24 protein-coding genes are annotated in these 25,996 nt (G+C 71.7%); 13 read left to right on the forward strand and 11 right to left on the reverse strand.

Annotation, left to right across the window (positions count from 1 at the left end; all coding sequences use genetic code 11):
- Positions 1-3: 3 nt before the first annotated feature.
- The gene (locus ACF1G2_RS07830) at positions 4-1,080 is read right to left on the reverse strand and encodes a M4 family metallopeptidase (protein ID WP_391797403.1); all 1,077 of its coding nucleotides are present in this window, start codon (positions 1,078-1,080) and stop codon (positions 4-6) included.
- A gap of 292 nt (positions 1,081-1,372) precedes the next feature.
- On the opposite strand from ACF1G2_RS07830, the gene leuA reads away from it, so the two are divergent.
- Positions 1,373-3,130, forward strand: a complete 1,758-nt coding sequence (leuA, locus tag ACF1G2_RS07835; protein WP_391797404.1) for a 2-isopropylmalate synthase — start codon at positions 1,373-1,375, stop codon at positions 3,128-3,130.
- 326 nt (positions 3,131-3,456) lie between these two features.
- The gene (locus ACF1G2_RS07840) at positions 3,457-4,149 is read left to right on the forward strand and encodes a TerB family tellurite resistance protein (protein WP_391797405.1); all 693 of its coding nucleotides are present in this window, start codon (positions 3,457-3,459) and stop codon (positions 4,147-4,149) included.
- A 15-nt stretch (positions 4,150-4,164) separates the two neighbouring features.
- Here ACF1G2_RS07840 and ACF1G2_RS07845 read toward each other — a convergent pair whose 3' ends face one another.
- Positions 4,165-4,290: a BBE domain-containing protein gene (locus ACF1G2_RS07845; RefSeq protein ID WP_391797587.1), complete on the reverse strand. Its 126-nt coding sequence runs from the start codon at positions 4,288-4,290 to the stop codon at positions 4,165-4,167.
- A gap of 188 nt (positions 4,291-4,478) precedes the next feature.
- On the reverse strand, positions 4,479-4,814 hold the full coding sequence (locus tag ACF1G2_RS07850; protein ID WP_391797588.1) for a response regulator transcription factor: 336 nt from the start codon (positions 4,812-4,814) through the stop codon (positions 4,479-4,481).
- 1,665 nt (positions 4,815-6,479) lie between these two features.
- Between ACF1G2_RS07850 and ACF1G2_RS07855 the strand changes: the two genes are divergently transcribed.
- From ACF1G2_RS07855 to ACF1G2_RS07865, 3 genes are all read left to right on the forward strand, one after another.
- The gene (locus ACF1G2_RS07855; protein WP_391797406.1) at positions 6,480-8,552 is read left to right on the forward strand and encodes an MMPL family transporter; all 2,073 of its coding nucleotides are present in this window, start codon (positions 6,480-6,482) and stop codon (positions 8,550-8,552) included.
- Positions 8,553-8,616: 64 nt separating this feature from the next.
- The gene (locus ACF1G2_RS07860; protein WP_391797407.1) at positions 8,617-9,819 is read left to right on the forward strand and encodes a sensor histidine kinase; all 1,203 of its coding nucleotides are present in this window, start codon (positions 8,617-8,619) and stop codon (positions 9,817-9,819) included.
- On the forward strand, positions 9,816-10,472 hold the full coding sequence (locus ACF1G2_RS07865) for a response regulator transcription factor (protein WP_352187927.1): 657 nt from the start codon (positions 9,816-9,818) through the stop codon (positions 10,470-10,472). Before ACF1G2_RS07860 ends, ACF1G2_RS07865 begins: the two co-directional genes overlap by 4 nt.
- 111 nt (positions 10,473-10,583) lie before the next feature.
- Here the strand turns inward: ACF1G2_RS07865 and ACF1G2_RS07870 are convergent, their stop codons facing one another.
- On the reverse strand, positions 10,584-11,957 hold the full coding sequence (locus ACF1G2_RS07870; RefSeq protein ID WP_391797408.1) for an FAD-dependent oxidoreductase: 1,374 nt from the start codon (positions 11,955-11,957) through the stop codon (positions 10,584-10,586).
- 367 nt (positions 11,958-12,324) lie between these two features.
- On the opposite strand from ACF1G2_RS07870, the gene ACF1G2_RS07875 reads away from it, so the two are divergent.
- The 5 genes from ACF1G2_RS07875 (at position 12,325) to ACF1G2_RS07895 (ending at position 15,869) form a co-directional block, all read left to right on the forward strand.
- Positions 12,325-12,990, forward strand: coding sequence for a DUF4097 family beta strand repeat-containing protein (locus ACF1G2_RS07875; RefSeq protein ID WP_391797589.1), 666 nt, complete (start codon positions 12,325-12,327; stop codon positions 12,988-12,990).
- 404 nt (positions 12,991-13,394) lie between these two features.
- Complete coding sequence (locus tag ACF1G2_RS07880) at positions 13,395-13,610, forward strand: hypothetical protein (protein ID WP_361434953.1); 216 nt, start codon at positions 13,395-13,397, stop codon at positions 13,608-13,610.
- 110 nt (positions 13,611-13,720) lie between these two features.
- Complete coding sequence (gene recO, locus ACF1G2_RS07885; RefSeq protein WP_391797409.1) at positions 13,721-14,470, forward strand: DNA repair protein RecO; 750 nt, start codon at positions 13,721-13,723, stop codon at positions 14,468-14,470.
- A 19-nt stretch (positions 14,471-14,489) separates the two neighbouring features.
- Entirely contained in the window at positions 14,490-15,314 is an 825-nt protein-coding gene (locus tag ACF1G2_RS07890) for an isoprenyl transferase (RefSeq protein ID WP_361594176.1), read from the forward strand.
- A gap of 21 nt (positions 15,315-15,335) precedes the next feature.
- Entirely contained in the window at positions 15,336-15,869 is a 534-nt protein-coding gene (locus ACF1G2_RS07895) for a YcxB family protein (RefSeq protein WP_391797410.1), read from the forward strand.
- A 124-nt stretch (positions 15,870-15,993) separates the two neighbouring features.
- Here the strand turns inward: ACF1G2_RS07895 and ACF1G2_RS07900 are convergent, their stop codons facing one another.
- From ACF1G2_RS07900 to ACF1G2_RS07915, 4 genes are read right to left on the reverse strand one after another with little or no spacing between them, the layout of a single operon-like run.
- Complete coding sequence (locus tag ACF1G2_RS07900) at positions 15,994-16,404, reverse strand: transcriptional repressor (RefSeq protein ID WP_352187933.1); 411 nt, start codon at positions 16,402-16,404, stop codon at positions 15,994-15,996.
- Positions 16,405-16,450: 46 nt separating this feature from the next.
- The gene (locus tag ACF1G2_RS07905) at positions 16,451-17,362 is read right to left on the reverse strand and encodes a metal ABC transporter permease (protein ID WP_391797411.1); all 912 of its coding nucleotides are present in this window, start codon (positions 17,360-17,362) and stop codon (positions 16,451-16,453) included.
- A gap of 16 nt (positions 17,363-17,378) precedes the next feature.
- Positions 17,379-18,149, reverse strand: a complete 771-nt coding sequence (locus ACF1G2_RS07910) for a metal ABC transporter ATP-binding protein (RefSeq protein WP_391797412.1) — start codon at positions 18,147-18,149, stop codon at positions 17,379-17,381.
- Positions 18,150-18,172: 23 nt separating this feature from the next.
- Positions 18,173-19,147 carry a metal ABC transporter substrate-binding protein gene (locus ACF1G2_RS07915; RefSeq protein WP_391797413.1) on the reverse strand — a complete coding sequence of 325 codons (975 nt, stop codon included), beginning with the start codon at positions 19,145-19,147 and terminating at the stop codon, positions 18,173-18,175.
- Between the two features lie 74 nt (positions 19,148-19,221).
- Here ACF1G2_RS07915 and ACF1G2_RS07920 point away from each other — a divergent pair, with 74 nt between their 5' ends.
- Positions 19,222-20,700 (forward strand): hypothetical protein, encoded by a 1,479-nt coding sequence (locus ACF1G2_RS07920; protein WP_391797414.1) that lies wholly within the window; start codon positions 19,222-19,224, stop codon positions 20,698-20,700.
- A gap of 66 nt (positions 20,701-20,766) precedes the next feature.
- Positions 20,767-22,149, forward strand: a complete 1,383-nt coding sequence (locus ACF1G2_RS07925) for a glycine--tRNA ligase (protein ID WP_361679966.1) — start codon at positions 20,767-20,769, stop codon at positions 22,147-22,149.
- Between the two features lie 89 nt (positions 22,150-22,238).
- On the opposite strand, the gene ACF1G2_RS07930 is transcribed toward ACF1G2_RS07925, so the two are convergent.
- Complete coding sequence (locus ACF1G2_RS07930) at positions 22,239-22,823, reverse strand: TetR family transcriptional regulator (protein ID WP_391797415.1); 585 nt, start codon at positions 22,821-22,823, stop codon at positions 22,239-22,241.
- A gap of 32 nt (positions 22,824-22,855) precedes the next feature.
- Positions 22,856-23,890 carry an aldo/keto reductase gene (locus tag ACF1G2_RS07935; RefSeq protein WP_391797416.1) on the reverse strand — a complete coding sequence of 345 codons (1,035 nt, stop codon included), beginning with the start codon at positions 23,888-23,890 and terminating at the stop codon, positions 22,856-22,858.
- Positions 23,891-24,144: 254 nt separating this feature from the next.
- Between ACF1G2_RS07935 and ACF1G2_RS07940 the strand changes: the two genes are divergently transcribed.
- Positions 24,145-24,357: a DUF6243 family protein gene (locus tag ACF1G2_RS07940; RefSeq protein WP_391797417.1), complete on the forward strand. Its 213-nt coding sequence runs from the start codon at positions 24,145-24,147 to the stop codon at positions 24,355-24,357.
- A gap of 124 nt (positions 24,358-24,481) precedes the next feature.
- Here ACF1G2_RS07940 and ACF1G2_RS07945 read toward each other — a convergent pair whose 3' ends face one another.
- Entirely contained in the window at positions 24,482-25,927 is a 1,446-nt protein-coding gene (locus tag ACF1G2_RS07945; protein ID WP_391797418.1) for an MFS transporter, read from the reverse strand.
- Positions 25,928-25,996 lie beyond the last annotated feature (69 nt).

Consider the following 25,996-nt stretch of genomic DNA (forward strand, 5'->3'; position numbering starts at 1 on the left):
CTATCAGTCCGTCGGCACGCCGACGGCTCCCCAGGCCTTCAGCACGGCCTGGATCTCCTTCCCGTCCCCGTACCGCGCCCGCGCCGCCGCCACCGTCGCCGCCGCGAACTCGGAGAACCGCGTCTCGGGGGTGAGCGTCCCGCCGGTCATAACGTCGTACCAGATCTGCCCCGCCCGCTCCCAGGCGTTGCCGCCCAGCTCGGTGGCCGCGAGGTAGAAGGCGTGGTTCGGGATGCCCGAGTTGATGTGCACCCCGCCGTTGTCGCGGCTCGTGCGGACGTAGTCGTCCATGTGGCCCGGCTGGGGGTCCTTGCCGAGGACGTCGTCGTCGTACGCCGTGCCGGGCGCCTTCATCGAGCGCAGCGCCGTCCCCTCCACGTTCGGGTGGAAGAGGCCCTCGCCGATCAGCCAGTCCGCGTCCTGCGCGCTCTGGCCGAGCGTGTACTGCTTCACGAGCGAGCCGAAGACGTCCGAGACGGACTCGTTGAGCGCGCCCGACTGGCTGAAGTACTCCAGGTTCGCCGTGTACTGCGTGAAGCCGTGCGCCAGCTCGTGGCCGATCACGTCCACGGGGAGCGTGAAGTCGAGGAAGATCTCGTCGTCGCCGTCGCCGAACACCATCTGCTCGCCGTTCCAGAAGGCGTTGCCGTAGTTCCGGTCGTAGTGGACGGTCGCCAGGAGCGGCAGCCCCGCGCCGTCGACGGAGTCCCGGCCGAAGCCCTTCAGGAAGAGGTCGAAGGTGGCGCCGAGCCCGGCGTACGCGCGGTTGACGGTGGCGTCGGCGGTGGCCTCCTGGCCCTCCTCGCGGACCACGGCACCCGGCAGCTCCGTGCCGTTCCGCGCGTCGTGCACCGTGCGGCGCGGGCGGGCGGACTCCGCGGGTTCCGTGGGGCCCGCCGACCGGGTCACGGCCGGCTGGGAGAGGACGCGGCTGGTCCGGTTCATCGCGTCGGCGACCAGTGTGCGCCGGGCGGCCGCCGCGACGGCCGGGTTCTCCGAGGCCGCCAGGTGCTCCAGCAGGTGCGGCGGCACGATCGTGCAGAAGACCGGGTGGACGGGGACGTACGCGTGGGAGGTCATGCCAGCAATGTGGCACTGGGTCACCCCACTGTCACTAGCGGCGACCATGATCCGCGAAATGGAGTGATTCGTCACCCTTTCGTATTGTCGGCCAGGCCGTCCCGCATACTGAAACAGGCCGTCCGCGCTCCGCGGACCTGAGCTAGGCTGCGGCACATCATGCGTTTCGGGCTGCTTCTCCTTAGCTGCCGCGGCGAGGGCCTGTAGTCGTAGGCCGACCCCCTCCCCGCGGGACCTGGTGTTGCGTTCGACAGTCGGCCGTCCCCCGGAAGGACCCGAGGAGCCCTACGCAATGTCTCAGCCCGTTGGCCGTCCGACGCCCATCACCAACGCCACCCGGACGCAGAAGCCGTCCGGCATGCCGATCCACAAGTACGGGCGGTACGAAGCCGTCCACATCCCCGATCGCACCTGGCCCGAGCAGCGCATCACCAAGGCTCCCCGCTGGCTGTCGACCGACCTGCGCGACGGCAACCAGGCGCTGATCGACCCCATGAGCCCCGCCCGCAAGCGCGAGATGTTCGACCTGCTGGTGCGGATGGGCTACAAGGAGATCGAGGTCGGCTTCCCGTCCTCCGGCGAGACCGACTTCAACTTCGTACGCTCCATCATCGAAGAGGGCGCGATCCCGGACGACGTCACCATCTCCGTCCTGACCCAGGCCCGCGAGGACCTGATCGAGCGGACGGTGGAGTCTCTGGTGGGCGCCAAGCGCGCCACGGTCCACCTGTACAACGCCACCGCGCCCACCTTCCGCCGGGTCGTCTTCCGCGGCTCGAAGGAGGACATCAAGCAGATCGCCGTCGACGGCACGCGGCTGGTCATGGAGTACGCCGACAAGCTGCTGGGCGACGACACGGTCTTCGGCTACCAGTACAGCCCCGAGATCTTCACCGACACCGAGCTGGACTTCGCCCTGGAGGTCTGTGAGGCGGTCTGTGACGTCTGGCAGCCCGAGGAGGGCCGCGAGATCATCCTGAACCTGCCCGCCACCGTGGAGCGTTCGACGCCCTCCACCCACGCGGACCGGTTCGAGTGGATGTCCCGGAACCTGAGCCGCCGGGAGTACGTCTGCCTGTCCGTCCACCCGCACAACGACCGCGGTACGGCCGTGGCGGCGGCCGAGCTGGCCATCATGGCCGGCGCCGACCGCATCGAGGGCTGCCTGTTCGGGCAGGGCGAGCGCACCGGCAACGTCGACCTGGTCACCCTGGGCATGAACCTGTTCAGCCAGGGCGTCGACCCGGAGATCGACTTCTCGCAGATCGACGAGATCCGCCGCACCAGCGAGTACTGCAACCAGATGGAGGTCCACCCGCGCCACCCCTACGCGGGCGACCTGGTCTACACCGCCTTCTCCGGCTCCCACCAGGACGCCATCAAGAAGGGCTTCGACGCCATGGAGGCCGACGCGGCCGCCCAGGGCAAGACCGTGGACGACATCGAGTGGGCGGTTCCGTACCTGCCCATCGACCCGAAGGACGTCGGCCGCTCCTACGAGGCCGTCATCCGGGTCAACTCGCAGTCCGGCAAGGGCGGTATCGCGTACGTCCTGAAGAACGACCACAAGCTGGACCTGCCGCGCCGGATGCAGATCGAGTTCTCGAAGATCATCCAGCAGATGACGGACTCGGAGGGCGGCGAGGTCACGCCGGCCGCCATCTGGTCGGTCTTCCAGGACGAGTACCTGCCCAACCCGGACAACGCCTGGGGACGTATCCAGCTGCGCTCCGGCCAGGCCACCTCGGACACGGACGGCACCGACACGCTGACCGTCGAGGCGGTCGTCGACGGCACCGACACCGTCCTGACCGGCTCCGGCAACGGTCCGATCTCCGCCTTCTTCGCCGCGCTGCAGTCGATCGGCGTGGACGCGAGGCTGCTGGACTACCAGGAGCACACGATGAGCGAGGGCGCCTCCGCGCAGGCCGCCTCGTACATCGAGTGCGCCATCGACGGCAAGGTCCTGTGGGGCATCGGCATCGACGCCAACACCACCCGCGCCTCGCTGAAGGCCGTCATCTCGGCGGTCAACCGCTCGGCGCGCTGATCCGTTCCCCGGGACGGGGCGCCTCCCGACCCGGGACGCGTCTCTCCGAGCGGAGGAGCGCCTCTCCGGGCGGAGGAGCGCCTCTCTGGGCCGGGCGGTACGTCACCCTTTCCGGTTGACACGGTGCAGTGCCCGAAAGGGGGCCCGTCCACACGGACGGGCCCCCTTCGGGCTGGAGCGGCGGCTCCGAGCCCCTCCCGCGGCGGTGTCGTGTCTCGGCCAAGTCGATGGCGATCTGTCGACGAGGTGCTGACGCCACATCATGGATGTGGTTAACATCACTCCCCACGTCGGCAAAGTCGCCGGTTCGTCAAGGGAGGTGCGGCGTGCGGTCTGCCCGAGAGTCACGCGGACGAAAAGTGATCCTCTGCGGCGTTCGTACCTCCTGGAACACCGTCGGGGACGGCGAGTTCTTCTGCGAGGAGTGCGGCGGCGACCGTAACTACCGCAGGCGGACGGGACGCCGCCGGTTCGCCGTCCTGGGCGTCCCCCTGCTGCCCCGCGGCCTCGCCGGGCCGGTCGTCGAATGCACCGCGTGCCACACCCACTTCGGCACCGAGGCGCTCGACCACCCGACGACGAGCCGCTTCGCCGCGATGCTGCGGGACGGCGTGCACACGGTCGCCCTCGCCGTCCTCGCCGCGGGCGGCAGCTCGTCCCGTACGGCCGTGGACACCGCGGTCACGGCGGTCCGCGCGGCAGGCTTCGACGAGTGCACCGGAGTCCAGCTCACCGACCTCGTCGAGGCGCTCGCCGCCGACACCGGCCGGTTCCTGCCCGACGCGGGCGGCGGCGGCGCGGCCCTGGCCATCGAGTTGCACGAGGCCCTGGAACCGCTCGCCCCGCATCTGGCCGCCTCCGGGCGCGAGTCGATCCTGCTCCAGGGGGCCAGGATCGCGCTCGCGGACGGGGCGTACAGCCCGGCGGAGCGGGACGTGCTCCACACCGTCGGGAACGCGCTCGCGCTCTGCTCCGACGACACGGCCCGGCTCCTCACCACGGCGAGGACGCTGCTCTAACCGCTCCTTCCTGTCTCACGGCTCGATGTTGTGGTTGAGCCGGAACAGGTTGCCGGGGTCGTAGCGGCGTTTGACCGCGCGCAACCGGTCGTAGTTCTGACGGTAGTTGGCGCGCACCCGGCCCTGGTCGTCGGTGTCCATGAAGTTGATGTAGCCGGCCTCCTCGGCGTGCGGCCGCAGGTCCCGGTCGTACGCCCGCGTCCAGGCGATGTTCGCCTCGTTGTCCGCCGGGTCCGTGTGCGTCGTGCCGATCGCGGCCGAGAAGAAGGCGTCGCGGTAGGCGAACGCGGTGTCCTCGGGGCCGACGCCTGCTCGCCCGGGCCGCCCGGCTACGCGGGGGCGCCGGCAATGCCGTGGGCGTAGGCGTAGGCCGTGGCGGCGGTACGGGAGGTCACGTCCAGCTTGGCGAAGATGTTGTTCAGGTGGCGGGCCACCGTGTGCTCGCTGATCACCAGCACCTGGGCGATCTCCCGGTTCGTGCCGCCCTCCGCCACCAGCCGGAGGACCTCCGCCTCGCGGGCGGTCAGGCCGCCCGCGAGCGGGCGCCGCCGCCCCGCCGTCAGCAGGGCCGCCGCGCGGCGGGCGGCGGGCGTCGGGCAGCGCGCCGAGCCGCTCGAAGGCCGCCCGGGCCGCCATGAGCTCCAGCCGTGCCGCGTCCTCGTCACCCGCCGCCCGGTCGGCCGCGGCGAGCAGCATCCGTACCTGCGCGGCCTCGTACGGGACGCGCAGCTCCAGCCAGCGGGCCAGCGCCCGGCGCAGCGGACGCACGGCGGTCGGCTCGTGGCGGGCCAGGCCGAGTGCGCCCCGGGCGGTGTCGGCGACGGCGCTCAGGACCGGCGCGTCACCGGGCAGCGCCTCCAGCCCGGCGACCGCCTCCGCGGCGTCGTCCAGGTCCCCGACCGCCAGCGCCACCTCGGTCCGCGCCGCGAGGAGCCGGGCCCGGCCGAGGAGGTCGTGGGCGGTGTCGCTCCGACAGGCCAGGGCGAGCTTCAGGCCCGTCACGGCGGCGTCGGCCTTGCCCTGGGCGAGCCTGAGCAGGGCAAGCCCCGGCTGCGGGATGCGGCCGAGCTCGTGGGCGTGCGCGTACGCGGTGGCGGCGTCGTCCAGGCGGCCCTGACGCCGCCGGATCTCGCCGGCCGCGTAGTACGCCTCCGCGGCGACGTCGAGGCTGTCCACCGGCACCTCGTGGCAGACCCGCGCCGCCTCGGCCTCGGCGAGCTCCCAGGCCCCGCGGAGATCGAGCACCTCGACATGGTGGATCCGGCACAGACCCCGGAAGGGGTTGTCCGTGACCGCCTCGGGGGCGGGGGCGGGTACGGCTCCGGGCGGGCTGTCCGGGGCCTCGGGTGCCGGCCAGGGCGGCCCGGGGCGGCCCTCCGTGTCCGGCGTGCGGACGTGCTGGGACCAGGGGACCTCGCACCAGGCCATCGCCGCGTCCGTCCACTCCACCGCGCGACCGAGGTCCGCCGCCTCCATGCACTGGGTCAGCGCCAGACAGAAGAGCCAGCCTGTGAACATCCCGCTCAGCTCGCCCGCCGTCACCGCGCACATCGCGTCGTCGAGGAGCGCGAGCCCCTCCGCCCGGCGGCCGTTCGCGAGGAGGACCGCCGCGTGGGCCTGACGGCCCAGGGCGATCAGGTCCGGGCTGCCGGAGTCGCGGGCGAGCCGTTCCATGCGCCGCGCCGCGGCCAGCGCCGCCTCCGGATCGCGGTGCTCCTGGGCCTCCTCGGCGTCCGTCCAGGCGATGAGGCACTGCTCGGGGCAGTCCGGTTCGTCCTCCAGGTGGTGCCGGGACCGGTGCAGCCACCCGGCCGCCGCCGCGGGCCGGCCGAGGCAGCGGTACTCGAAGTGCAGCCACCAGGCCACCTGGCCCGCACCGCGGTGGTCGCCCGCCGCCACATACCCCGCGTGGGCGCGCAGCCGCGCGGTGACCGACTCGTCCACGTGCCCCGTCCACCAGGAGGCGTCCGCGAGGAGGTCCAGGTCGCCGGCGTCGAGGGCGGCGGACGGATGCCGGTCGGCGTCGCGCAGCAGGACGTACGCCTCGGCCCACGCGTCCCGGGCCGCCGCGTCCCGTGCCCGCTCGACGGCGGGTGCCTCATCGACGGGGACGGCCATCGCCGCTCACATCCCTTCCCGGCCGTGCCGGCCCTTCCAGAATATGAGCGCGTGGCACGCACGGCCTCCCGTACTCCCGGCGGAGTAACCGGGCCTCCGTACCGCCCCCGGCAGTAGCCCTCGGCTCCGCCGTCAGCGCGACGAATCCGCGGCGGGGCGACGGGAGTCTGGGATCGACCCAGACGACCGCAACGACCGGAGGGAGCCCCGTCATGGAGGGCCGTAAGAGGACCGTCGGCTGGGGGGTGCTGGCCCTGTGGGTGATCGTGATCGCCCTCGCCGCACCCCTCGCCGGAAAGCTCGGCGACGTACAGCGCGACCGCGCCGTCGACTATCTGCCCGCGAGCGCCGACTCGACCCAGGTCGCGAAGATCACCGAGCAGCTGCCCGGTGGAGACTCCACCGACCTCGTGCTCGTCTACCACCACGAAGGCGGGCTGACCGCCGCCGACAAGGCCACCGCCGCCCGGGAGGTCGCGCGGGTGGCGGCGGAGCACCCGCTCACGGCGCCCCCCGTGCCCGTCCCCTCCGAGGACGGCAGCACCCTCCTGTACGCCGTGTCCAGCACCGAGCCCGGTACGGACGAAGCGGCCAGGGACGCCTTCGTCCTCGACGTCCGCGAGACGGTGAGCGGCGAGGTCGGCGGACCCGGCGCGCTCGCCACCGACGCGAGCGAGGTCTACAACTCCCTCGACGGGCCGCTCCTCTACACGACCGTCGCCGTCGTCGCGATCCTCCTGATCGTCATCTACCGCAGCCCCTTCCTCTGGCTCGTGCCCCTGGTCGTCGCGGGTGTCGCCGACTACCTCTCGATGGCCGTCACGTACGCCCTCCACCAGGGCTTCGACATCAGCGTCTCCGGTCAGAGCACCGGAGTGATGACGATCCTCGTCTTCGGCGCGGGCACCGACTACGCCCTGCTCCTCGTCTCCCGCTACCGCGAGGAACTGCGCCGTACCGAGAGGCCGTACGACGCCATGGTCACCGCCCTGCGCGGCTGCGGGCCCGCCGTCCTCGCCTCGTCCGGCACCGTCGCGCTGGGGATGCTCTGCCTGCTCGCCGCCGACATGAACAGCAGCCGGGGCATGGGCCCCACCGCCGCCGTCGGGGTGCTGTGCGCGCTCGTCGCGATGATGTCGCTGCTTCCCGCGCTGCTCGTCGTCCTCGGCCGGCGGGTGTTCTGGCCGCTGATCCCGGAGTACGGGAGCGAGCCCAAGGCCGTGCGCCGTTCCCTCTTCGCGGCGATGGGCTCCTCGGCGGGCCGCCGTCCCCTGGCCGTCCTGGTCGCGGGCGCCGCCGCCCTGGCGGCGCTGGCGCTCGGAGTGGTGAACCTGCCGGGCGCGCTCAAGCAGGAGGACTCCTTCACCTCCGCCCCGGAGGCGGTCGCCGCGATGAAGACGCTCGCCGCCGCGTACCCGGAGATGGGCACCCAGCCCGTCACCGTCGTCGCCCCGACCGGCGCCGTCCCCGGGGCGCTGCGGACCGCCCTCGCGACGGACGGCGTCGCGAAGGCGGAGCGGGGCCGCAGCGGCGGCGGCTGGACGGAGATCTCCGTCGTCGCCTCCGACCCGCCGCAGTCGGCGGCCGAGACCGCGACCATCAGGGAGCTGCGGATCGCGCTCGGTGACGGCGTGTACGTCGGCGGGCCCAGCGCCGAACAGCTCGACATGACCGACACCAACGCCGGCGACCGGAACATCGTGGTGCCGCTCGTCATCGTCGTCGTCCTGCTCGTCCTGATCGTGCTGCTGCGCAGCCTCGTCGCGCCGCTGATCCTGGTCGCGGCCGTCGTCGCGGTCTGGGGTGCGGCCCTCGGCATCGGCGGGTTCGTCTTCGAATCGCTCTTCGGCTTCGAGGGGACCGACCCGGGCCTGGCCCTGCTCTCCTTCGTCTTCCTCGTCGCTCTCGGCGTCGACTACGGCATCTTCCTGATGCACCGGATGCGCGAGGAGTGCCTGAACGGTTCGGAGCCGGGTGCCGCGGCCCTGACGGCCCTGCGTACGACGGGCGGGGTGATCGCCTCGGCGGGTCTCGTCCTCGCCGCCACCTTCGGGGTCCTTGTGAACATGCCCATGGTGCAACTGGCGGAGCTGGGCTTCGTGATCGCGGTCGGCGTCCTGCTCGACACCTTCCTGGTCCGCACGTACCTCGTGACGAGCGCGAGCGTGCTGCTCGGCCGGAGGGTCTGGTGGCCGGGGCCGCTGGCCAAGGAGCCCACGCCGGCGGGCGGTTCGCCGAAGGCCGGCTCGTCGTCGGGGTCCGAGCCGACTCCCGTACGGGTGTGACCGGGGGCGGATGGGGGGCTTCCCGGACTGTCAGGAGCCCCCGCCCGCAGGGAGGATGAACGTCATGGACTTCGCAGCGGCCTTCACCCGTGACCCGCAGGCGGCGCCGTACCCGGTGAGGTGCGACGCGGCGGCCGCGGCGGTCTTCGCCGTCCTCGCGGCGGTGATCGCGCTCACCGTCGACGACGGCCGGCGGCCGGACCTGCTCGGCTGGGCGCTGCTGCTCGCCGCGCACGTCCCGCTGGCGTGGCGGCGCAAGGCCCCGCTGCCGGTGCTGCTCGCCGTGGTGGCGTGCGTCGTCCCGTACCACGGGCTGGACTACATGCACCTGGCGCCGATACCGGCCTCGATGGCCGCGCTCTACACGGTCGCGGCCACCGGCCCGCCGAAGCGGACGCTGGTCGTGGGGCTCTCGGTCACCTCGATCACGCTGACCATGCAGATATTCGTCAACCCGCACGAGATCGTGGAGTTGCTGCGGGTCTCCGGCTGGTCGATGGCGGTGCTGGTGTTCGGCGCGAGCATCCGGCTCTACCGGGAGCTGGTGGCGGGCGTGGTCGACCGGGCCGCGCGAGAGGCGGAGCGGAAGGTCGCCGAGGAGCGGTTGCGCATCGCCAGGGACCTCCACGATCTCCTGGCGCACTCGATCACCCTGATCGGGGTGCAGACGTCGGTCGCCGCCCACGTCCTGGTCGCCGACCCGGACCGGCTCGACCGGGAGGCGCTCGCCCGGGCGCTCGACGGCATAGCCGAGACGTGCCGGGAGGCCCGCTCCGAGGTGCGGACGACGCTGGACGTGCTGCGGGCGGCGCCGGAGGGCCCGCTGCCGGATCTCGCCTCGCTGCCCGATCTCGTACGGTCCTCGGGGGCGGACCTGACGCTCCGGACAGGGGAAGCGAAGGTTCCGGCGGCGGTGGGGGCCGCGGCGTACCGGATCGTGCAGGAGTCGCTGACCAACGCCGTCCGGCACGGGGGTGCGGACGGCGGTGTGTGGGTCGATGTCGCCCTGGCGGACGAGGTGTTGACGGTACGGGTGACCGACGGCGGCGCATCTCCGGGTGGCTCGGGTGGCTCGGGTGGTCCCGGGGGCGTCGGCGGCTCCGGGGGCGTGGGCGGCGCCGGCCCCGGCTCCGGGTACGGGATCGTGGGGATGCGCGAGCGGGCGCGGAGTGTGGGAGGGACACTGAGCGCGGGCCCGCGGGCCGGCGGGGGCTTCGAGGTCACGGCGGCGCTGCCGCTGGTGGCGAGGGAGGGGGTGACGGCGTGATCCGGGTACTGCTCGCGGACGATCAGACGCTCGTCCGGGCGTCGTTCGCGATGCTGGTCGACTCGGCGCCCGACATGGAGGTCGTGGGGCAGGCGGCCAACGGCAAGGAGGCGGTGGAGCTGGCCCGTTCGGCGCGGGCGGACCTGGTGGTCATGGACGTCCGGATGCCCGAGCTCGACGGGATCGGGGCGACGCGGCTGATCGCCGCCGACGAGGACCTGGCGGGGGTGAAGGTGCTGGTCCTGACGACGTACGACACGGACGAGCACATCCTGGAGGCCTTGCGGGCGGGTGCCTCGGGCTTCGTGGTCAAGGACATCCGCCCGGCCGAGCTCCTCGCGGCGATCCGCACGGTGGCGGCGGGGGAGTCCCTGCTCTCCCCGGGACCGACGGCCCGGCTGATAGCCAGGGTCCTCGCGACTCCGGACACACCGGTGACGGGAGGACCGGAGGGGTTGTCGGACCGGGAACGCCAGGTGCTCGCGCTGGTGGCGCGGGGTCTGAACAACACGGAGATCGCGGAGGCGCTGGGGCTCTCACCCCTCACGGCGAAGACCCACGTGAGCCGGATCATGGGAAAGCTGGGGGCGCGCGACCGGGCGCAACTGGTCATCGCGGCCTACGAGTCGGGCCTGGTGGCACCGAGTCGCTGACACGGGCCGGGCCCCCACCGGTCAGGTGCCGGTGGGGGCCCGGGATGTCGGGGCGGGGCGTCGGCCGGTGACGGCGTCCGTGACGTCGTGCGGTGACGGCGTGCGGTGGCGTCAGCCGAGCTCGACGCCGCTCGCGCGGAGCATGTCCTCGCGCTCGACGATCTTCACGCGCTCGCGGCCCTGCGGCTCGCCCAGCGCCTTCTCGGCGGCGTCGAGGGCGTACCAGCCCTCCCACGTCGTGTACGTGATGCCCTTGGCCTCCAGGAAGGCGACGACCGCGTCCGTCTCGGGGGTCCCGGGGGTGAGGAGGCGGCCGTTGGCGAAGTCGTCGAGCAGGTTGGCGACCGTCTCGTTGGCGTCGCCCTTGGTGTGGCCGATGAGGCCGACCGGGCCGCGGCGGATCCAGCCGGTGACGTACGTCGACGCCAGGTGGGCCCCGCCCTCCTCGATCACGCGGCCGCCCTCGTCCGGAACGGTGCCGGAGGCGGTGTCCCAGGGGAGCTTGGGCAGTTCGTCGGAGAGGTAGCCGACGGCGCGGTAGACGGACTGGACGTCCCAGTCCGTGGTCTGGCCGGTCCCCTTGACGTTGCCCGTGCCGTCCAGCTCGGTGCGCTCGGTCCGGAGGCCGACGACCTTGCCGTCCTCGCCGAGGATCTCGACCGGCGACTCGAAGAAGTGGAGGAACAGCTTGTGCGGGCGGTCGCCGATGTCGCGGATCGCCCAGTTCTCCAGGGTCTTGGCGACCATGTCGGTCTGCTTGTTCTTGCGCCGCTCGGCGATGGAGCCCTCGTCGTAGTCGATGTCCTCGGGGTTGACGATGACCTCGATGGTGGGGGAGTGGTCCAGCTCGCGCAGCTCCATCGGGCTGAACTTCGCCTGCGCCGGGCCGCGGCGGCCGAAGACGTGGATCTCCACGGCCTTGTTGGCCTTCAGGCCGTCGTAGACGTTCGGCGGGATCTCGGTCGGCAGCAGCTCGTCCGCGGTCTTGGCGAGGATGCGGGCGATGTCGAGGGCCACGTTGCCCACGCCGAGGACGGCGACCTTCTCGGCCTCCAGCTCCCAGGTGCGCGGGACGTCCGGGTGACCGTCGTACCAGGAGGCGAAGTCGGCGGCGCCGAAGGAGCCGTCCAGCTCCACACCGGGGATCTTCAGCTCGCGGTCGGCCATGGCGCCGGTCGAGAAGACGACGGCGTCGTAGAAGGCGCGCAGGTCGTCCAGGTGCACGTCGGTGCCGTAGTCGACGTTGCCGAAGAGGCGGACCTGCGGCTTGTCGAGGACCTGGTGCAGGGCCGTGATGATGCCCTTGATGCGCGGGTGGTCCGGCGCCACGCCGTACCGGATGAGGCCGAAGGGGGCCGGCATCCGCTCGAAGATGTCGATCGACACGCCCGGCTCGGCGGCGGCCTCGGACTTCAGCAGCGCATCGGCGGCGTAGATTCCGGCGGGGCCGGCGCCGACGATCGCGACCCGGAGAGGGCGGGGCATGTCAGGTTCCCTTCGCAAAACGACGTGACGACGATGGCTGTCGTCACTTAGGTCACCCTAAATAACGCCTGAAGCGCGCCGGTACCCGCCCCCGGCCTATGAGCCCATAAGGCGAACTTATGACCCCTCAAAGAAGGGGCTGGAGAGTGCCATGAAGGCGGGCGGCGCGGCGCCCGCCGAGCGTTCACTGTCATTCATTGCAACGGATCCATGGGCTGACGTTGCGTTAAATCACTGAACACTGCAACGAAATTGCCATTCTGACCTGCCGTGATGGTGATTCTATGCAATAGGAGTGTTGCCGACTCTTCGAACGCAACGTAGCTTTTCCCTCATCGGAAACAGCGACGAGTCACCGGAGAGCATGATGCAGAAGTTCGACACCACCGCCCCGATCGCCGCCGTCGTGGACATCCCCGCCGGAAGCCTTCGGCTCATCGCCGCCGACCGCGCCGACGCCACCGTCGAGGTCCGCCCGGCCGACCCCTCCAAGAGCCGCGACGTGAAGGCGGCGGCGCGGATCGAGGTCTCCTGCGGAGACGGCGTCTTGCGGATCGAGGCCCCGGCGGCGGAGAGCCGCGTCCTGGGCGACGCCGGATCCGTCGAGGTGACGGTCCAGCTGCCCGCCGGCTCCCGGGTCGAGGGCAGGGCCGGGGCCTGCGAACTCCACGGCGTCGGACGGCTCGGCGACGTCGCTTTCGAAGGCGCGTACCGCAGGATCAGGATCGACGAGGCCGCGAGCCTCCGCCTCGCGGCGGTCGACGGCGACGTCGAGATCGGCCGGCTGGGCGGCTCCGCGGAGATCAGCACCGCGCGGGGCGACATCCGGATCGCCGAGGCCGTGCGTGGCACGGTCGTGCTCCGTACCCAGTCCGGCGACATCTCGGTCGTCGCGGCCGCCGGGGTATCGGCCGCCCTGGACGCCGGTACCGACTACGGCCGCGTCGACAACGCCCTCAGGAACGACGGCACCGTCGCACTCGACATCCGTGCCACCACCTCCCGCGGCGACATCACCGCCCGCAGCCTCTGACGCGCGGCGGTGGCCGGGACCGGCTGAGCGGCGCGCCCCGGCGCCCCGCCGGGGCGCCGGCACGTTTGCGATCCGTCCGTTCGAAAAGGGTGACGGTTTGCAGGTCGCCGCGATTCAGCGCGTCCCGGCCGGGTACGGGTTCCGCATTCTCTGTTCGCGCCTCGCTTTGGCCATGGCCTGACTCCCCGGCTCCACCGGGTACTTCCAGGACCTGCGTATCTGCCGATTCTACGGATTCCGCACCACCTCGGGTGCGGTAAACGCGAAATGGATTCGGAAAGGGATGCGTGGGTGAAGGAACAGGTCACGCGGTCGACATCGGGGCCGTCGAAGAAGCGAGTGAGACGGTGGCGGATTTGCGCGAGGAACCCCGCCGCACTGCCGGGGGAAGAAAGGGGCCGGTCATGAAACTGCCCATCGGGTCGTACGTCGTCGAGATCCGCACCGGTCGTGTGGGCACGGTCATGGGGCACGAGGGCCCGTACATCCAGCTGCGGCCGCTCGGCGGCGGGCGCGAGTGGGACGCGGAGCCGGAGGGCGTCCGCGAGGCCACCTCCGCCGAGCGCCTCCGCGCCGCCACCGCGCACGCGAACGCCCGCAGCCGGGGCGAGGTGCCGTGACTCCGCGAGCGGCCCGCCGCCCGCGCCCGCCGGGCGCGGGGCGGTGGCGCGGGTGACGGAACGGCGGGAGCGGCCACGGGGCACTTCTCCCGTACGGGAGAATGGGCCGCATGAGTCTGTTCCGCGACGACGGCATCGTGCTGCGCACCCAGAAGCTGGGTGAAGCGGACCGCATCATCACGCTCCTCACGCGCGGTCACGGACGGGTGCGCGCCGTGGCGCGCGGAGTGCGGCGGACGAAGTCGAAGTTCGGGGCCAGGCTGGAACCCTTCTCCCACGTCGACGTGCAGTTCTTCGCCCGCGGGAGTGATCTCGTGGGACGCGGGCTCCCGCTCTGCACCCAGAGCGAGACCATCGCCGCGTACGGCGGCGGGATCGTCACCGACTACGCCCGCTACACCGCGGGGACGGCGATGCTGGAGACGGCCGAGCGGTTCACGGACAACGAGGGCGAGCCTGCCGTGCAGCAGTACCTGCTGCTCGTCGGCGGGCTGCGCACCCTCGCCCGGGGCGAACACGCCCCCCACCTGATCCTCGACGCCTTCCTCCTCCGCTCCCTCGCCGTCAACGGCTACGCGCCGAGCTTCGAGGACTGCGCGAAGTGCGGGCTGCCCGGGCCCAACCGGTTCTTCTCGGTCGCGGCGGGCGGCGTCATATGCGGCGACTGCCGGGTGCCCGGCAGCGTCGTACCCTCTCCGGAGGCCATCGGCCTGCTCAGCGCGCTGCTCACCGGCGACTGGGCGACTGCGGACGCGTGCGAGCCGCGTCACGTCAGGGAGGGGAGCGGGCTGGTGTCCGCCTATCTGCACTGGCACCTGGAGCGCGGCCTGCGTTCCCTGCGGTATGTAGAGAAGAGCTAGGAGATCCATCGCCATGGCCATCGCACGACGCGGAATCCTCGGACGGCAGCGACGGGAGTACAAGGTCCCCGAGCCGCACCCCTCCGGTGCCCGTCCGCCGAAGCTCCCCGCCGAGCTGGTGCCCAACCACGTGGCCTGTGTGATGGACGGCAACGGCCGCTGGGCCAAGGAGCGCGGCCTGCCGCGCACCGAGGGCCACAAGGTCGGCGAGGGCGTGGTCCTCGACGTGCTCAAGGGCTGCCTGGAGATGGGCGTCAAGAACCTCTCCCTCTACGCCTTCTCCACGGAGAACTGGAAGCGCTCCCCCGAGGAGGTCCGCTTCCTCATGAACTTCAATCGGGACGTCATCCGGCGGCGCCGTGACGAGATGGACGAGCTCGGCATCCGTATCCGCTGGGTCGGCCGGATGCCGAAGATGTGGAAGTCGGTCGTCCAGGAGCTCCAGGTCGCCCAGGAACAGACCGTCGGCAACGACGCGATGACGCTCTACTTCTGCGTGAACTACGGCGGTCGCGCCGAGGTCGCCGACGCCGCGAAGAAGATCGCGGAGGATGTGGCGGCGGGCAGGCTGGACCCGGCGAAGGTCAACGAGAAGACCTTCCAGAAGTACCTGTACTACCCGGACATGCCGGACGTCGACCTGTTCCTGCGCCCCAGCGGTGAGCAGCGCACCTCGAACTACCTGATCTGGCAGAGCAGCTACGCGGAGATGATCTTCCAGGACGTCCTGTGGCCGGACTTCGACCGCCGTGACCTGTGGCGCGCCTGCGTGGAGTACGCCTCCCGCGACCGCCGCTTCGGTGGCGTGGACGCGGCGGACATGGCCGTCCTCGACAAGGGCTGAGCAGGAGGAGGGGGGAGGGGAGTGACCGTGCAGGGGCCGAGCAAGGTCGAACTGGTCTACGTGCCGACGAAGGCCGAGGTCACGGAGGTGGTCAGGGTCAGGCTGCGCCACTCGCCGATGGGGCGCCTGCTGCGGTGGCTGCTGCCCACCGGAGGAGTCCTGGCCGCTCTGGTCGTGGTGTGGGAGCTGGCGGGGCCGGGGGCCCCGGAGCTGTCGAAGGTGTTCCTCTTCGGCGGTCTCGGCGCCCTGGTCCTCACGCTGGGACCCCTGATACCGCGGGTGACGGGAAGTCAGATGTACGGGCTCGTCGAGCCGCAGGGGGAGTTCCGGGCCGTCGTGGACGACGACGGGGTGACCTGGACGACGCGCGTCAGCGAGACCACGAGCCGGTGGGCGATGCTGCCCCTGTACGTCGAGACGCCCACGCTCTTCGTCCTGCTCTCCGCCGACCGGGCGGGTGTCGGCGTCGCCGCGCTGCCCAAGCAGGGCGTGTCCGCCCCCGAGGATCTCGACCGGTTGCGGGCCATCCTGGAGCGCCATGTGAAGCGGGTCTGACACCCGCCCGAGGCCCCGGTTGCGTACGGCACCGGTTCCGGCCGCACGGAAGGGCCCGCACCGGAGCGATCCGGTGCGGGCCCTTCCGTACGGTCCGAGGGCCTGCGTGGCCCTGCCCCAAGACCTACTTGGCCGCGCACTCCGCGCAGGTGCCGAAGATCTCGACCGTGTGCGCCACGTTCACGAACCCGTGCTCGGAGGCGATCGTCTCCGCCCACTGCTCCACCGCCGGGCCCTCCACCTCGACCGCCTTGCCGCAGACGCGGCAGACGAGATGGTGGTGGTGGTCACCGGTCGAGCACCGGCGGTAGACCGTCTCGCCCTCGCTGGTGCGCAGCGCGTCGACCTCGCCGGCGTCCGCGAGGGTCTGCAGCGTCCGGTACACCGTCGTGAGGCCCACGGAGTCGCCGCGGTGCTTGAGCATGTCGTGCAGTTCCTGAGCGCTGCGGAACTCGTCCACCTCGTCGAGCGCCGCCGCCACTGCGGCCCGCTGCTTGGTCGAGCGGCCGCGTACGGGGGGTCCTGCCGTCGCCACGGGGGCCTCCTAGTGATGTCGTCGCCCCCGCCATTCTGCCAGGCTGCTAGAGCGGGGCGTCCTCCGTCGGCCGCCGCGTTCCGGGAACGGCCATGTCGCACTCCGCCGAGGACGGCGACGAGGCCGCGGCCGCGGCCTCGGCGGCCCGGGCGCGGCGCCTGGCCAGGGGCGCCGAGAGCGCCGTCAGGACGATGAAGACGCCGATCGCGAGCAGCACGATGAGCGAGCCCGGGGGCAGGTCCTGGTAGTACGTGGTCACGGTGCCCGTCAGCGTGACACCGGTGCCGATCACGATCGCGAGGACGAAGGTCGCGCGGAACGAACGGGACAGCTGCTGCGCCGCCGCCACCGGGACCACCATCAGCGCGCTGACGAGCAGCAGCCCGACGACCCGCATCGCGACCGTGACGGTCACGGCCGCAGTGATCGCGACGAGCAGGTTCAGGGCGCGCACCGGCAGGCCGGTGACGCGGGCGAACTCCTCGTCCTGGCTGACCGCGAAGAGCTGGCGGCGCAGACCGACGGTGACCAGGACGACGAAGGCGGCGAGGACGGCGATCGCGGTGACGTCCTCGGACGACACCGTGGACAGGGAGCCGAACAGGTACGAGAGCAGATTGGCGTTGGAGCCGCCGCCGACCTGGATCAGCATGACGCCGCCCGCCATGCCGCCGTAGAAGAGCAGGGCGAGCGCGAGGTCGCCGCGGGTGCGCCCGTACGTCCGGATCAGCTCCATCAGCACGGCGCCGACGACGGCGACCAGGGTGGCCATCCACACCGGGCTGCTGTTCAGCAGGAAGCCGAGGCCGACACCGGTCATGGCGACATGGCCGATGCCGTCGCCCATCAGCGCCTGGCGGCGCTGCACGAGGAAGATGCCGACGGCGGGTGCGGTGATGCCGACGAGAACGGCCGCGAGGAGCGCCCGCTGCATGAAGGCGGGTTCGAGGAATTCCATGATCAGGTCAGCTTCCTCAGGTCAGCAGACCCGTACGGAGCGGCTCACCGGCCGCGTGCGGATGGACGTGGTCGTGGCCGGGCAGGGCGTGCTGGCCGACGGCCTGCGGCGGCGGGCCGTCGTGGACGACACAGCCGTCGCGGAGGACCACGGCCCGGTCGATCAGCGGCTCCAGGGGGCCCAGTTCGTGCAGCACGAGCAGCACGCTGGTGCCGTCCGCGACCTGTTCGCGCAGGGTGGCGGCGAGGATCTCCTGGCTGGCGAGGTCGACGCCGGCCATCGGCTCGTCCATGATCAGCAGCTCGGGCCGCGAGGCGAGCGCGCGGGCGATCAGGACGCGCTGGTGCTGGCCGCCGGAGAGGGCGCTCACCGAGTCCTTGGCCCGGTCGGCGAGGCCGACGAGGTCGATGGCCCGGTCGACGGCGGCCCGGTCGGCCTTGGTCAGCCAGCCGAAGGTGCGGCGGGAGAGCCGGCCGGAGGAGACGACCTCGCGGATCGTGGCGGGGACACCGGAGGCGGCGGTGGTGCGCTGAGGGACGTAACCGACGCGGGCCCAGGCGCGGAACCGCTTCTGCTCGGTGCCGAAGAGGGAGATCGTGCCGCCGGTCAGCGGCACCTGGCCGATGATCGCGCGGACGGCGGTGGACTTGCCGGAGCCGTTGGCGCCGAGCAGCGCGACGACCTCGCCGGGGTGCACGGCGAGGTCGACGCCGCGCAGGACGGGGCGCGCGCCGAGGGTCGCCGTGGCTCCGCGGACGGATATGACGGGCGGGACGGGCGCGCTCACGGGTGCCTCCTGCTGTGCGTGGGTCACTTCGCGCCGAGGGCCTTCTTCAGCGCGGCGAGGTTGGACTGCATGACCTCGACGTAGTCATCGCCCTGGGACCTGTCCGTGATTCCCTCCAGCGGGTCCAGGACGGCGGTGGTGAGGCCGGTGTCCTCGGCCAGGGTCTTCGCGGTCTTGTCGCTGGCGAGCGTCTCGAAGAAGACGGTGGAGACCTTCTCCTTCTCCGCGATGGTCTGGAGCTCCTGCATCCGGGCGGGGCTCGGCTCGGACTCGGGGTCGATGCCGGTGATGCCCTCCTGGTCCAGGCCGTAGCGCTCGGCGAGGTAGCCGAACGCCGAGTGCGTGGTGATGAAGGTCCTGGTGGTCGTGTTCTTCAGACCGGTCTCGAACGCCGTGTCCAGGTCGCCGAGCTTCTTCACCAGGGCGTCGGTGTTCTTCCGGTAGTCGGCGGCGTGGTCCGGGTCGGCCTTCGCCAGGGAGGCGCCGACGCCCTTGGCGACCTCGGCGTACTTCACCGGGTCGAGCCAGATGTGCGGGTCGGCGCCGGCCTCGGACTCGTGACCGTGGCCCTCCTCCTCGTGGCCGTGCTCCTCGGCGCCGTGGCCGTGGCCGCCGGTGCCGTGCGTTTCGAGCTGCGTGAGGCCGGCCGCGTCGACGGTGTGCTCCACGCCCGCCTGCTTGATCGCCTCGTCGACGGCGGGCTGGACGCCCTTGAGGTAGAGGATGTAGTCGGCATCGCCGAGCTCGCCGATCTGCCTCGGCTTGAGCTCGAGGTCGTGCGGCTCGACGCCCGGCGCGGTCAGCGTCTCGACGGAGACGTGCGCGCCGCCTATCTGCTCGGCCAGGTACTGCATGGGATAGAACGACGCCACCACGCTGAGCCTGCCGTTCGCCTTGTCGGCGGCGTCGGACGTCCCCGAGCAGGCGGAGAGCGTGACGAGACCGAGCGCGACGGCTCCGGCGACGGCGGTGGTGGGTATCAGACGGCGTACGTTCATGACACTCATTTTCAACAAAACTGGAAACGGTTGTCAATTGCCTTACCTGTGTTCCGTCCCACTACAGTGCGGCCATGCGGCGCACGGAGATCAACGGCATCCCTCTGTACTGGGACGACATCCCCGGGCCGTTCACCGCCCACCTCTTGTTCGGTACGGGGAGCGTGGACGAACCGTTTCCCCGCCTGGGCATCACCGAGCTCGCCGGGCAGCTCGCCCTGACCGCCGTCGCCGACGCCGCGCGGGCGTGCGACGAGATCGCCTCCAACGCCGACGGCCGCTTCACCCGCTTCTCGGCCTCCGGCGAGCCCGAGCAGGTCGCCGAGTTCGTGAACCTGCTCTGCCGCGCCCTCGCCGACCCTCCGGTGGACGAGCTCGCCGCCGCCGTGCGCAGGGTCCGGGCCAGGCAGCTCCGTGAGGAACGCTGGGGCCGGTTCCAGGAGCGCGAGCTCGGCTTCCGCTACGGGCTGCGCGGGCCCGGCAAGGTCGCCTGGGCCGCCCCCGCCGTCGCCCACATCGACGCCGCCGATGTCCGGGCGTGGGCCGCCGAGCGCCTCACCCGCGACGGCGCGGTGCTCGTGCTCAGCGGCCGGCCGCCGGAGTCCTTCGACCCGCGACTCCCGGAACCGCCGCACGGGCCGTGCGCCGTGCGCCCCGTCGTGGAGCCCCTTCCCGGGGTCACCGGTTGCTGGATCGAGGGACCCGACGGCTACGGCGAGCAGGTCACGGTCTCCTTCGAGGGGCCTGCCTCGCCCGCCGGTCATCTCGCGGCGGACATCGCCCGGAGCCGTGCCCTGCGCGACGAACGCGTGACGGTGAACCTGACCGGGAGCCTGGAGGTCGCCTCCAGTTATGTGGGCGGCGGGCGCATGCTCTTCTGGCTGGTCGCCGAGACCGACGAGCTGGGCGTCCAGAGTGTCGCCGAAGGGCTCGACGCCGCACTCCGCGAGCTGGCCGAGCACGGCCCGGCCGAGGACGAGGTGCGGCGGGCCGGACGGGCCTGGTCCGAGCGGCTCGACGGGGACGACCAGCGGCACACCCAGCTCCTCACGGCGGCCCTCGACCACCTCGCCGGTCTGGAGGTCTTCGACGTCGCGGGCGTACGGGCCCGGCTCGCGTCACTCGGTCCCGCCGACGTCCGCGCCGCCCTCGGCACGTACCCCTCGACCGCGTTGCTCACCCTGCCGGAACACTGCGCCCCCGGCCCGGACAGCCCGTTCGCGCCGGAGCCGGACCGCTCCGGGGGCGGGTTCCACGAGGCCTACGAGTACCGGCCGAAGCTCTTCGGGCCCGCGGGACGCGCGGACCGGATGTATCTGAGCGACGAGGGCCTCGCGCACTGGACGACGTACTGCCACCACGCCGTTCGCTGGCACCAGGTGGCGGGCCTCGGGGTGTTTCCCGACGCGCGGCGGGTGCTCTACGGGGAGCGCGGCACGGTCATCGATATACAGGCAGACTGGTACAAGTCGGGAGGCGATCTGATCGCCGCCGTCGACGCCCGTGTCCCGGCCTCCCTGTGCTTCCCGATGAGCGAGGCCGAACCGATTTGATACGGGGGGTGCGGGCGCCGGTAACCTGAGGCATTCGCACTTCGTCGTCGTAATGAAGAGAGCACCGTGGCCGCCGACAAGATCGACACCATCGTCAGCCTGAGCAAGCGCCGTGGCTTCGTCTACCCGTGCAGCGAGATCTACGGCGGCCAGCGTGCCGCCTGGGACTACGGACCGCTGGGTGTCGAACTCAAGGAGAACATCAAGCGCCAGTGGTGGCGTTACATGGTCACCGCGCGCGAGGACGTCGTCGGCATCGACTCGTCGGTGATCCTGGCCACCGAGGTCTGGGAGGCCTCCGGTCACGTCGCCACCTTCACCGACCCGCTGACCGAGTGCACCTCCTGTCACAAGCGCTACCGCGCCGACCACCTGGAGGAGGCGTACGAGGAGAAGCACGGCCGTCTCCCCGAGAACGGCCTCACCGACCTGAACTGCCCCAACTGCGGCAACAAGGGCACCTTCACCGAGCCCAAGCAGTTCTCGGGTCTGCTCTCCACGCACCTCGGCCCGACGCAGGACTCCGGCTCCGTCGCCTACCTCCGTCCCGAGACCGCGCAGGGCATCTTCACCAACTTCGGCCAGGTCCAGCAGACCTCGCGCAAGAAGCCCCCGTTCGGCATCGCGCAGATGGGCAAGTCCTTCCGGAACGAGATCACTCCGGGCAACTTCATCTTCCGCACCCGCGAGTTCGAGCAGATGGAGATGGAGTTCTTCGTCAAGCCGGGCGAGGACGAGCAGTGGCACGAGTACTGGATGGAGCAGCGCTGGAACTGGTACACGGGCCTGGGTCTCCGTGAGGAGAACATGCGCTGGTTCGAGCACCCGAAGGAGAAGCTCTCCCACTACTCGAAGCGCACCGCCGACATCGAGTACCGCTTCCAGTTCGGCGGCAGCGAGTGGGGCGAGCTCGAGGGTGTCGCCAACCGCACCGACTACGACCTCAAGGCGCACTCCAAGGCGTCCGGGAACGACCTGTTCTACTTCGACCAGGAGACCCAGGAGCGCTGGACCCCGTACGTCATCGAGCCCGCCGCGGGCGTCGGCCGCACCATGCTGGCCTTCCTGCTCGACGCGTACAACGAGGACGAGGCCCCGAACGCCAAGGGCGTCATGGAGAAGCGCACCGTGATGCGCCTCGACCCGCGCATCGCGCCGGTCAAGGTCGCCGTCCTGCCGCTCTCCCGCAACCCGCAGCTGTCGCCGAAGGCCAAGGGTCTCGCCGCCGACCTGCGGCAGAACTGGAACATCGAGTTCGACGACGCCGGCGCCATCGGCCGCCGCTACCGCCGCCAGGACGAGATCGGCACGCCGTTCTGCGTCACCGTCGACTTCGACACCCTGGACGACAACGCGGTGACCGTGCGCGAGCGCGACACCATGAAGCAGGAGCGCGTCTCCCTCGACCAGATCCAGGGCTACCTGGGCAGCCGCCTGCTCGGCTGCTGACCAGCCTGATCGCCTACGCCGAAGCCCCCGGTTCCAGTGGAACCGGGGGCTTCGGCGTATCGAGCGGAACGCCTGCCGAGCGGGACGGTCTAGGGGCGCAGGCCGCGCAGCAGGAGGTCCACCACCGCGTCGAACTCCGCCTGGATCGTGGGGCGTTGCCACTCAGGAGCGTAGGCCGGGTCGTGGAACCGGGCCGTGGCCGCGAAGAGGGCCCGCGCCGTGCTGTCCGTGTCGGCGGCGGTGAACTCGGCGCCCCGGACGCCCTCCTCGACGATCTCGCGCACCTGGCCGACCAGGACGCCGAGGTGGTCCTCGACCACTCCGCTGTTCTCGTCGAGCAGGACCTCGTAGGTGGCGAACAGCTCCGGGTCGTCGCCCGCCTTGTGGCGCTTGGCGTCGAAGAGTTCGGCGAACCAGGCACGGAGCTTCTCCGGGGCGGGCCGGCCCGCGGAACCGGTCAGCTCGGCCAGCGCGGCTTCCGTGCGGGAGAGCCAGCGCGCCGTCACCGCCTCCCGCAGCGCCGCCTTCGTGCGGAAGTGGCGGTAGACGCTGCCGTGGCTGACGCCGAGGACCCGGGCCACGTCCACCACCGTCGCCTTCGCCGGGCCGTACCGCCGCAGCACCTCCTCGGTGGCTTCGAGGATGCGCTCTGCGGTCAGGGTCTCGGTGGGCATGGGATGACAGTACCTGTCAGCCGAAGCGCAGGTCAGTGCTCACTGTCCAGGTGGGCCATCTGGACAGCCGGGTAGCGCTCGCCGGCCGCCGCGCCCGCGGGGACGGCCCGCTCGATCGCGTCCAGGTCGGCGGCGTCCAGGGTGAGGTCCAGCGAGCCGAGGGCCTCCGTGAGCCGGTCCCGGCGGCGGGCGCCGACCAGCGGGACGATGTCGGCGCCGTGCGAGGCGCCCTGCGCCAGGACCCAGGCGATGGCGGTCTGCGCGACCGTCACGCCCTTGGCCTCGGCGATGGCCCGCAGCTGCTCCACCAGGTCCAGGTTCCGGTGGAGGTTGTCGCCCTGGAAGCGGGGAGACATCCCGCGGAAGTCGCCCGGGGCCAGCTCGCGGTCACGGGTGAAGTGGCCGCTGATCAGGCCGCGCGACAGCACGCCGTACGCCGTGATGCCGATGCCCAGCTCGCGCGCGGTCGGGAGGATCTTCTCCTCGATGCCCCGGGAGATCAGGGAGTACTCGATCTGGAGGTCGGCGATCGGGGCGACGGCCGCCGCACGGCGCAGGGTGTCCGCGCCGACCTCGGAGAGCCCGATGTGGCGGACGTGTCCGGCCTCGACCAGCTCGGCGATCGCGCCGACGGTCTCCTCGATCGGCACGTCGGGGTCGACACGGGCGATCCGGTAGATGTCGATGTGGTCGGTGCCCAGGCGCTGCAGGGAGTACGCCGCGAAGTTCTTCACCGCGGCGGGGCGGCCGTCATAGCCGGTGAAGCCGCCCTCGACCGTGCGCAGGGCGCCGAACTTCACGCTGGTCAGGGCCTTCTCGCGGGCGGCCGCGGGAGCCGTGCGCAGGGCCTCGTTGATCAGCAGCTCGTTGTGGCCCATTCCGTAGAAGTCGCCGGTGTCGAGGAGCGTGATCCCGGCGTCGAGCGCGGCGTGGATCGTCGCGATCGACTCGGCGCGGTCGCTCTCGCCGTACAGCGCGGACATGCCCATGCAGCCGAGGCCGAGGGCGGAGACCTCGGGGCCGGTGGCGCCGAGGCGGCGGGTCGGGAGGGTGCGGGTGGAGGTCATGGGGGTCTCCTCGGGAGGGACGCGGAACGTCGGGGGAGCGACGCATGACAACTATGGCATGACGACTGACAGATTTCAATGTTTGTCATTCGCGTGGATGGTGCGACGGAAAATCGGGTGTCTGGCGTGTGCGGGGCGGGTAGCGTCTACGCCATGTCTTCGTTCTTCCAGATCTACGAGTGAGAGCGCGGCGGGCCTCGACGCCCGCCCCGCCGGACGATCCCCTCACCACTTCTCACCAATGGGAGAACCCCATGGCCAAGGGCCGCAACAACCTCCTCGGCGTCGGCGGACAGCGCAAGAAGCTGTCACGAGGCGACCAGCAGGGCGCCGTTCAGAACAGCAGCGCCGACCGCAGGGCCGCCGTCGACCAGAAGCAGGAGCTGCTGAGGAAGATGCGCGAGCGCGCGCTGGGTGCCGAAGGCGCCGAGACCGCCACCGCGGACACCGCGGGCGGCCAGGAGTAGCCGCAGTCGCTACGACGACGTGGGCCCGGGTCACGGAAGGTGACCCGGGCCCACGTGCGTGTCGGCCAGTGTGCGTGTCGGCCAGTGCGTGGAGCGCCGATGCGCGTGCCCGCCGGTGCGCGGGCTAGCTCACGGCGCGCGGCAGGCGCAGGCTCATCAGGGCGGTCAGGAGCACCGCCGCCACCTGGATCAGGAGCGTCACCGTCAGCGCCGTCCCCATCGAGCCGGACGCCGACAGCGACAGGAACAGGGAGCCGAGCGTGGCAACGCCGAGGGCCAGGGCGGACTGCTGGGTGGTGACCATGACGCCGCTGCCCACGCCCGCCCGGTCCGCCGGCACCTCGGAGAGGACGACCCGGAACAGGACCGGGAGCTGGAGACCCTGGCCGAGTCCCGCCACGGCCATGCCCGGCAGGAGGCTCCAGGCCGAGAGGGAGGGCCAGGAGCCCCAGGCCGCGAGGGCGAGCAGACCGATGCCGAAGGCCTGGACGAGGGCGCCCGCCGTGACGACCCGGGTGCCCCAGCGCCGTACCAGCCGAGGGCCTGCGAGCGAGGCGCCGAAGAAGGCCACCGCCATGGGGACCAGCGTGAGGCCCGAGACCACCGCGCTCATCCTCAGGCCCTGCTGGAGCGCCACCGCGATCACGAACATGAAGCCGCCGAAGCCGACCGAGAACGGCAGTACCAGGGCGAGCCCCCGGCGCAGGGAGACCAGACCGAGCAGGCTCGGCGGTACCAGCGGCGTACGGCCCCGCCGGTCGGCCCGCAGCTCCACCCGCCAGAACGCCCCCGCGGCGAACGGGAAGATCCCGAGCGCGACCCAGGTCCACAGCGGCCAGCCCGCCGCCCTCCCCTCCGTGAGGGGGGCGAGGAGCGTGAGCAGCGCCAGGCCGAGGAGGAGGGTGCCCGGGACGTCGACCGGTGCCGGGCGCTCCGAGCGGGTCTCCGGGACGGTCCGCACGGCGAGCAGCAGTCCGGCCACCGCCACCGGCACGTTGACCAGGAAGATCGCCCGCCAGCCGCTGCCCGCGAGGTCGGCCGCGACGAGCACCCCACCCAGGATCTGACCGGCCACCATCGCGAGCCCGGCGGTGGCTCCGTACAGGCTCAGCGCCTTCGCGCGCCGTGCTCCTGTCGTCGAGGAGTGAATGGTCGCGAGGACCTGGGGCAGCATCAGTGCGGCTGAGGCACCCTGTGCCACACGCGCCCCGACGAGCGTCCAGGCGTCCGGGGCCAGGCCGCAGGCGAGCGAGGTCACGCCGAAGGCGGCCATGCCGACGAGGAAGAGCCGGCGGCGGCCGAAGAGGTCGCCGAGCCGCCCGCCGAGTACGAGCAGTACGGCGTAGCTGAGTCCGTAGCCGGCCACGACCAGCTCCAGCATCGCCGGACCGGCCGCCAGATCGTGGTCGATGGTGGGGAGGGCGACGTTGACGATGAAGAAGTCGATCAGCGGCAGCGCGGCGCCGAGGAGCACGGTGAAGAGTCCGAGCGGGCCGAGGGCGGGGGCCGCGCGACCGACGGCGGAGCCGGTCCCGCGGGCGGGGGCGGTGGTGGAGGCTGGAGTAGGCACGCTGTCGACGATCCGCTCAGACTCAGCCTGGTACCAGAGTGTCTTTATCCTGGTACTAGCACTACCTGG

The sequence above is a fragment of the Streptomyces sp. NPDC013457 genome (assembly GCF_043089925.1).
Lineage (GTDB): Bacteria > Actinomycetota > Actinomycetes > Streptomycetales > Streptomycetaceae > Streptomyces.

What these genes read in the sequence shown, in the direction of transcription:
- ACF1G2_RS07830 (WP_391797403.1), bottom strand. Translation starts at nt 1,080, where the DNA reads ATGACCTCCCACGCGTACGTCCCCGTCCACCCGGTCTTCTGCACGATC.
- leuA (WP_391797404.1), top strand. Translation starts at nt 1,373, where the DNA reads ATGTCTCAGCCCGTTGGCCGTCCGACGCCCATCACCAACGCCACCCGG.
- ACF1G2_RS07845 (WP_391797587.1), bottom strand. Translation starts at nt 4,290, where the DNA reads ATGGACACCGACGACCAGGGCCGGGTGCGCGCCAACTACCGTCAGAAC.
- ACF1G2_RS07855 (WP_391797406.1), top strand. Translation starts at nt 6,480, where the DNA reads ATGGAGGGCCGTAAGAGGACCGTCGGCTGGGGGGTGCTGGCCCTGTGG.
- ACF1G2_RS07860 (WP_391797407.1), top strand. Translation starts at nt 8,617, where the DNA reads ATGGACTTCGCAGCGGCCTTCACCCGTGACCCGCAGGCGGCGCCGTAC.
- ACF1G2_RS07870 (WP_391797408.1), bottom strand. Translation starts at nt 11,957, where the DNA reads ATGCCCCGCCCTCTCCGGGTCGCGATCGTCGGCGCCGGCCCCGCCGGA.
- ACF1G2_RS07875 (WP_391797589.1), top strand. Translation starts at nt 12,325, where the DNA reads ATGCAGAAGTTCGACACCACCGCCCCGATCGCCGCCGTCGTGGACATC.
- ACF1G2_RS07880 (WP_361434953.1), top strand. Translation starts at nt 13,395, where the DNA reads ATGAAACTGCCCATCGGGTCGTACGTCGTCGAGATCCGCACCGGTCGT.
- recO (WP_391797409.1), top strand. Translation starts at nt 13,721, where the DNA reads ATGAGTCTGTTCCGCGACGACGGCATCGTGCTGCGCACCCAGAAGCTG.
- ACF1G2_RS07905 (WP_391797411.1), bottom strand. Translation starts at nt 17,362, where the DNA reads ATGGAATTCCTCGAACCCGCCTTCATGCAGCGGGCGCTCCTCGCGGCC.
- ACF1G2_RS07915 (WP_391797413.1), bottom strand. Translation starts at nt 19,147, where the DNA reads ATGAACGTACGCCGTCTGATACCCACCACCGCCGTCGCCGGAGCCGTC.
- ACF1G2_RS07920 (WP_391797414.1), top strand. Translation starts at nt 19,222, where the DNA reads ATGCGGCGCACGGAGATCAACGGCATCCCTCTGTACTGGGACGACATC.
- ACF1G2_RS07930 (WP_391797415.1), bottom strand. Translation starts at nt 22,823, where the DNA reads ATGCCCACCGAGACCCTGACCGCAGAGCGCATCCTCGAAGCCACCGAG.
- ACF1G2_RS07935 (WP_391797416.1), bottom strand. Translation starts at nt 23,890, where the DNA reads ATGACCTCCACCCGCACCCTCCCGACCCGCCGCCTCGGCGCCACCGGC.
- ACF1G2_RS07940 (WP_391797417.1), top strand. Translation starts at nt 24,145, where the DNA reads ATGGCCAAGGGCCGCAACAACCTCCTCGGCGTCGGCGGACAGCGCAAG.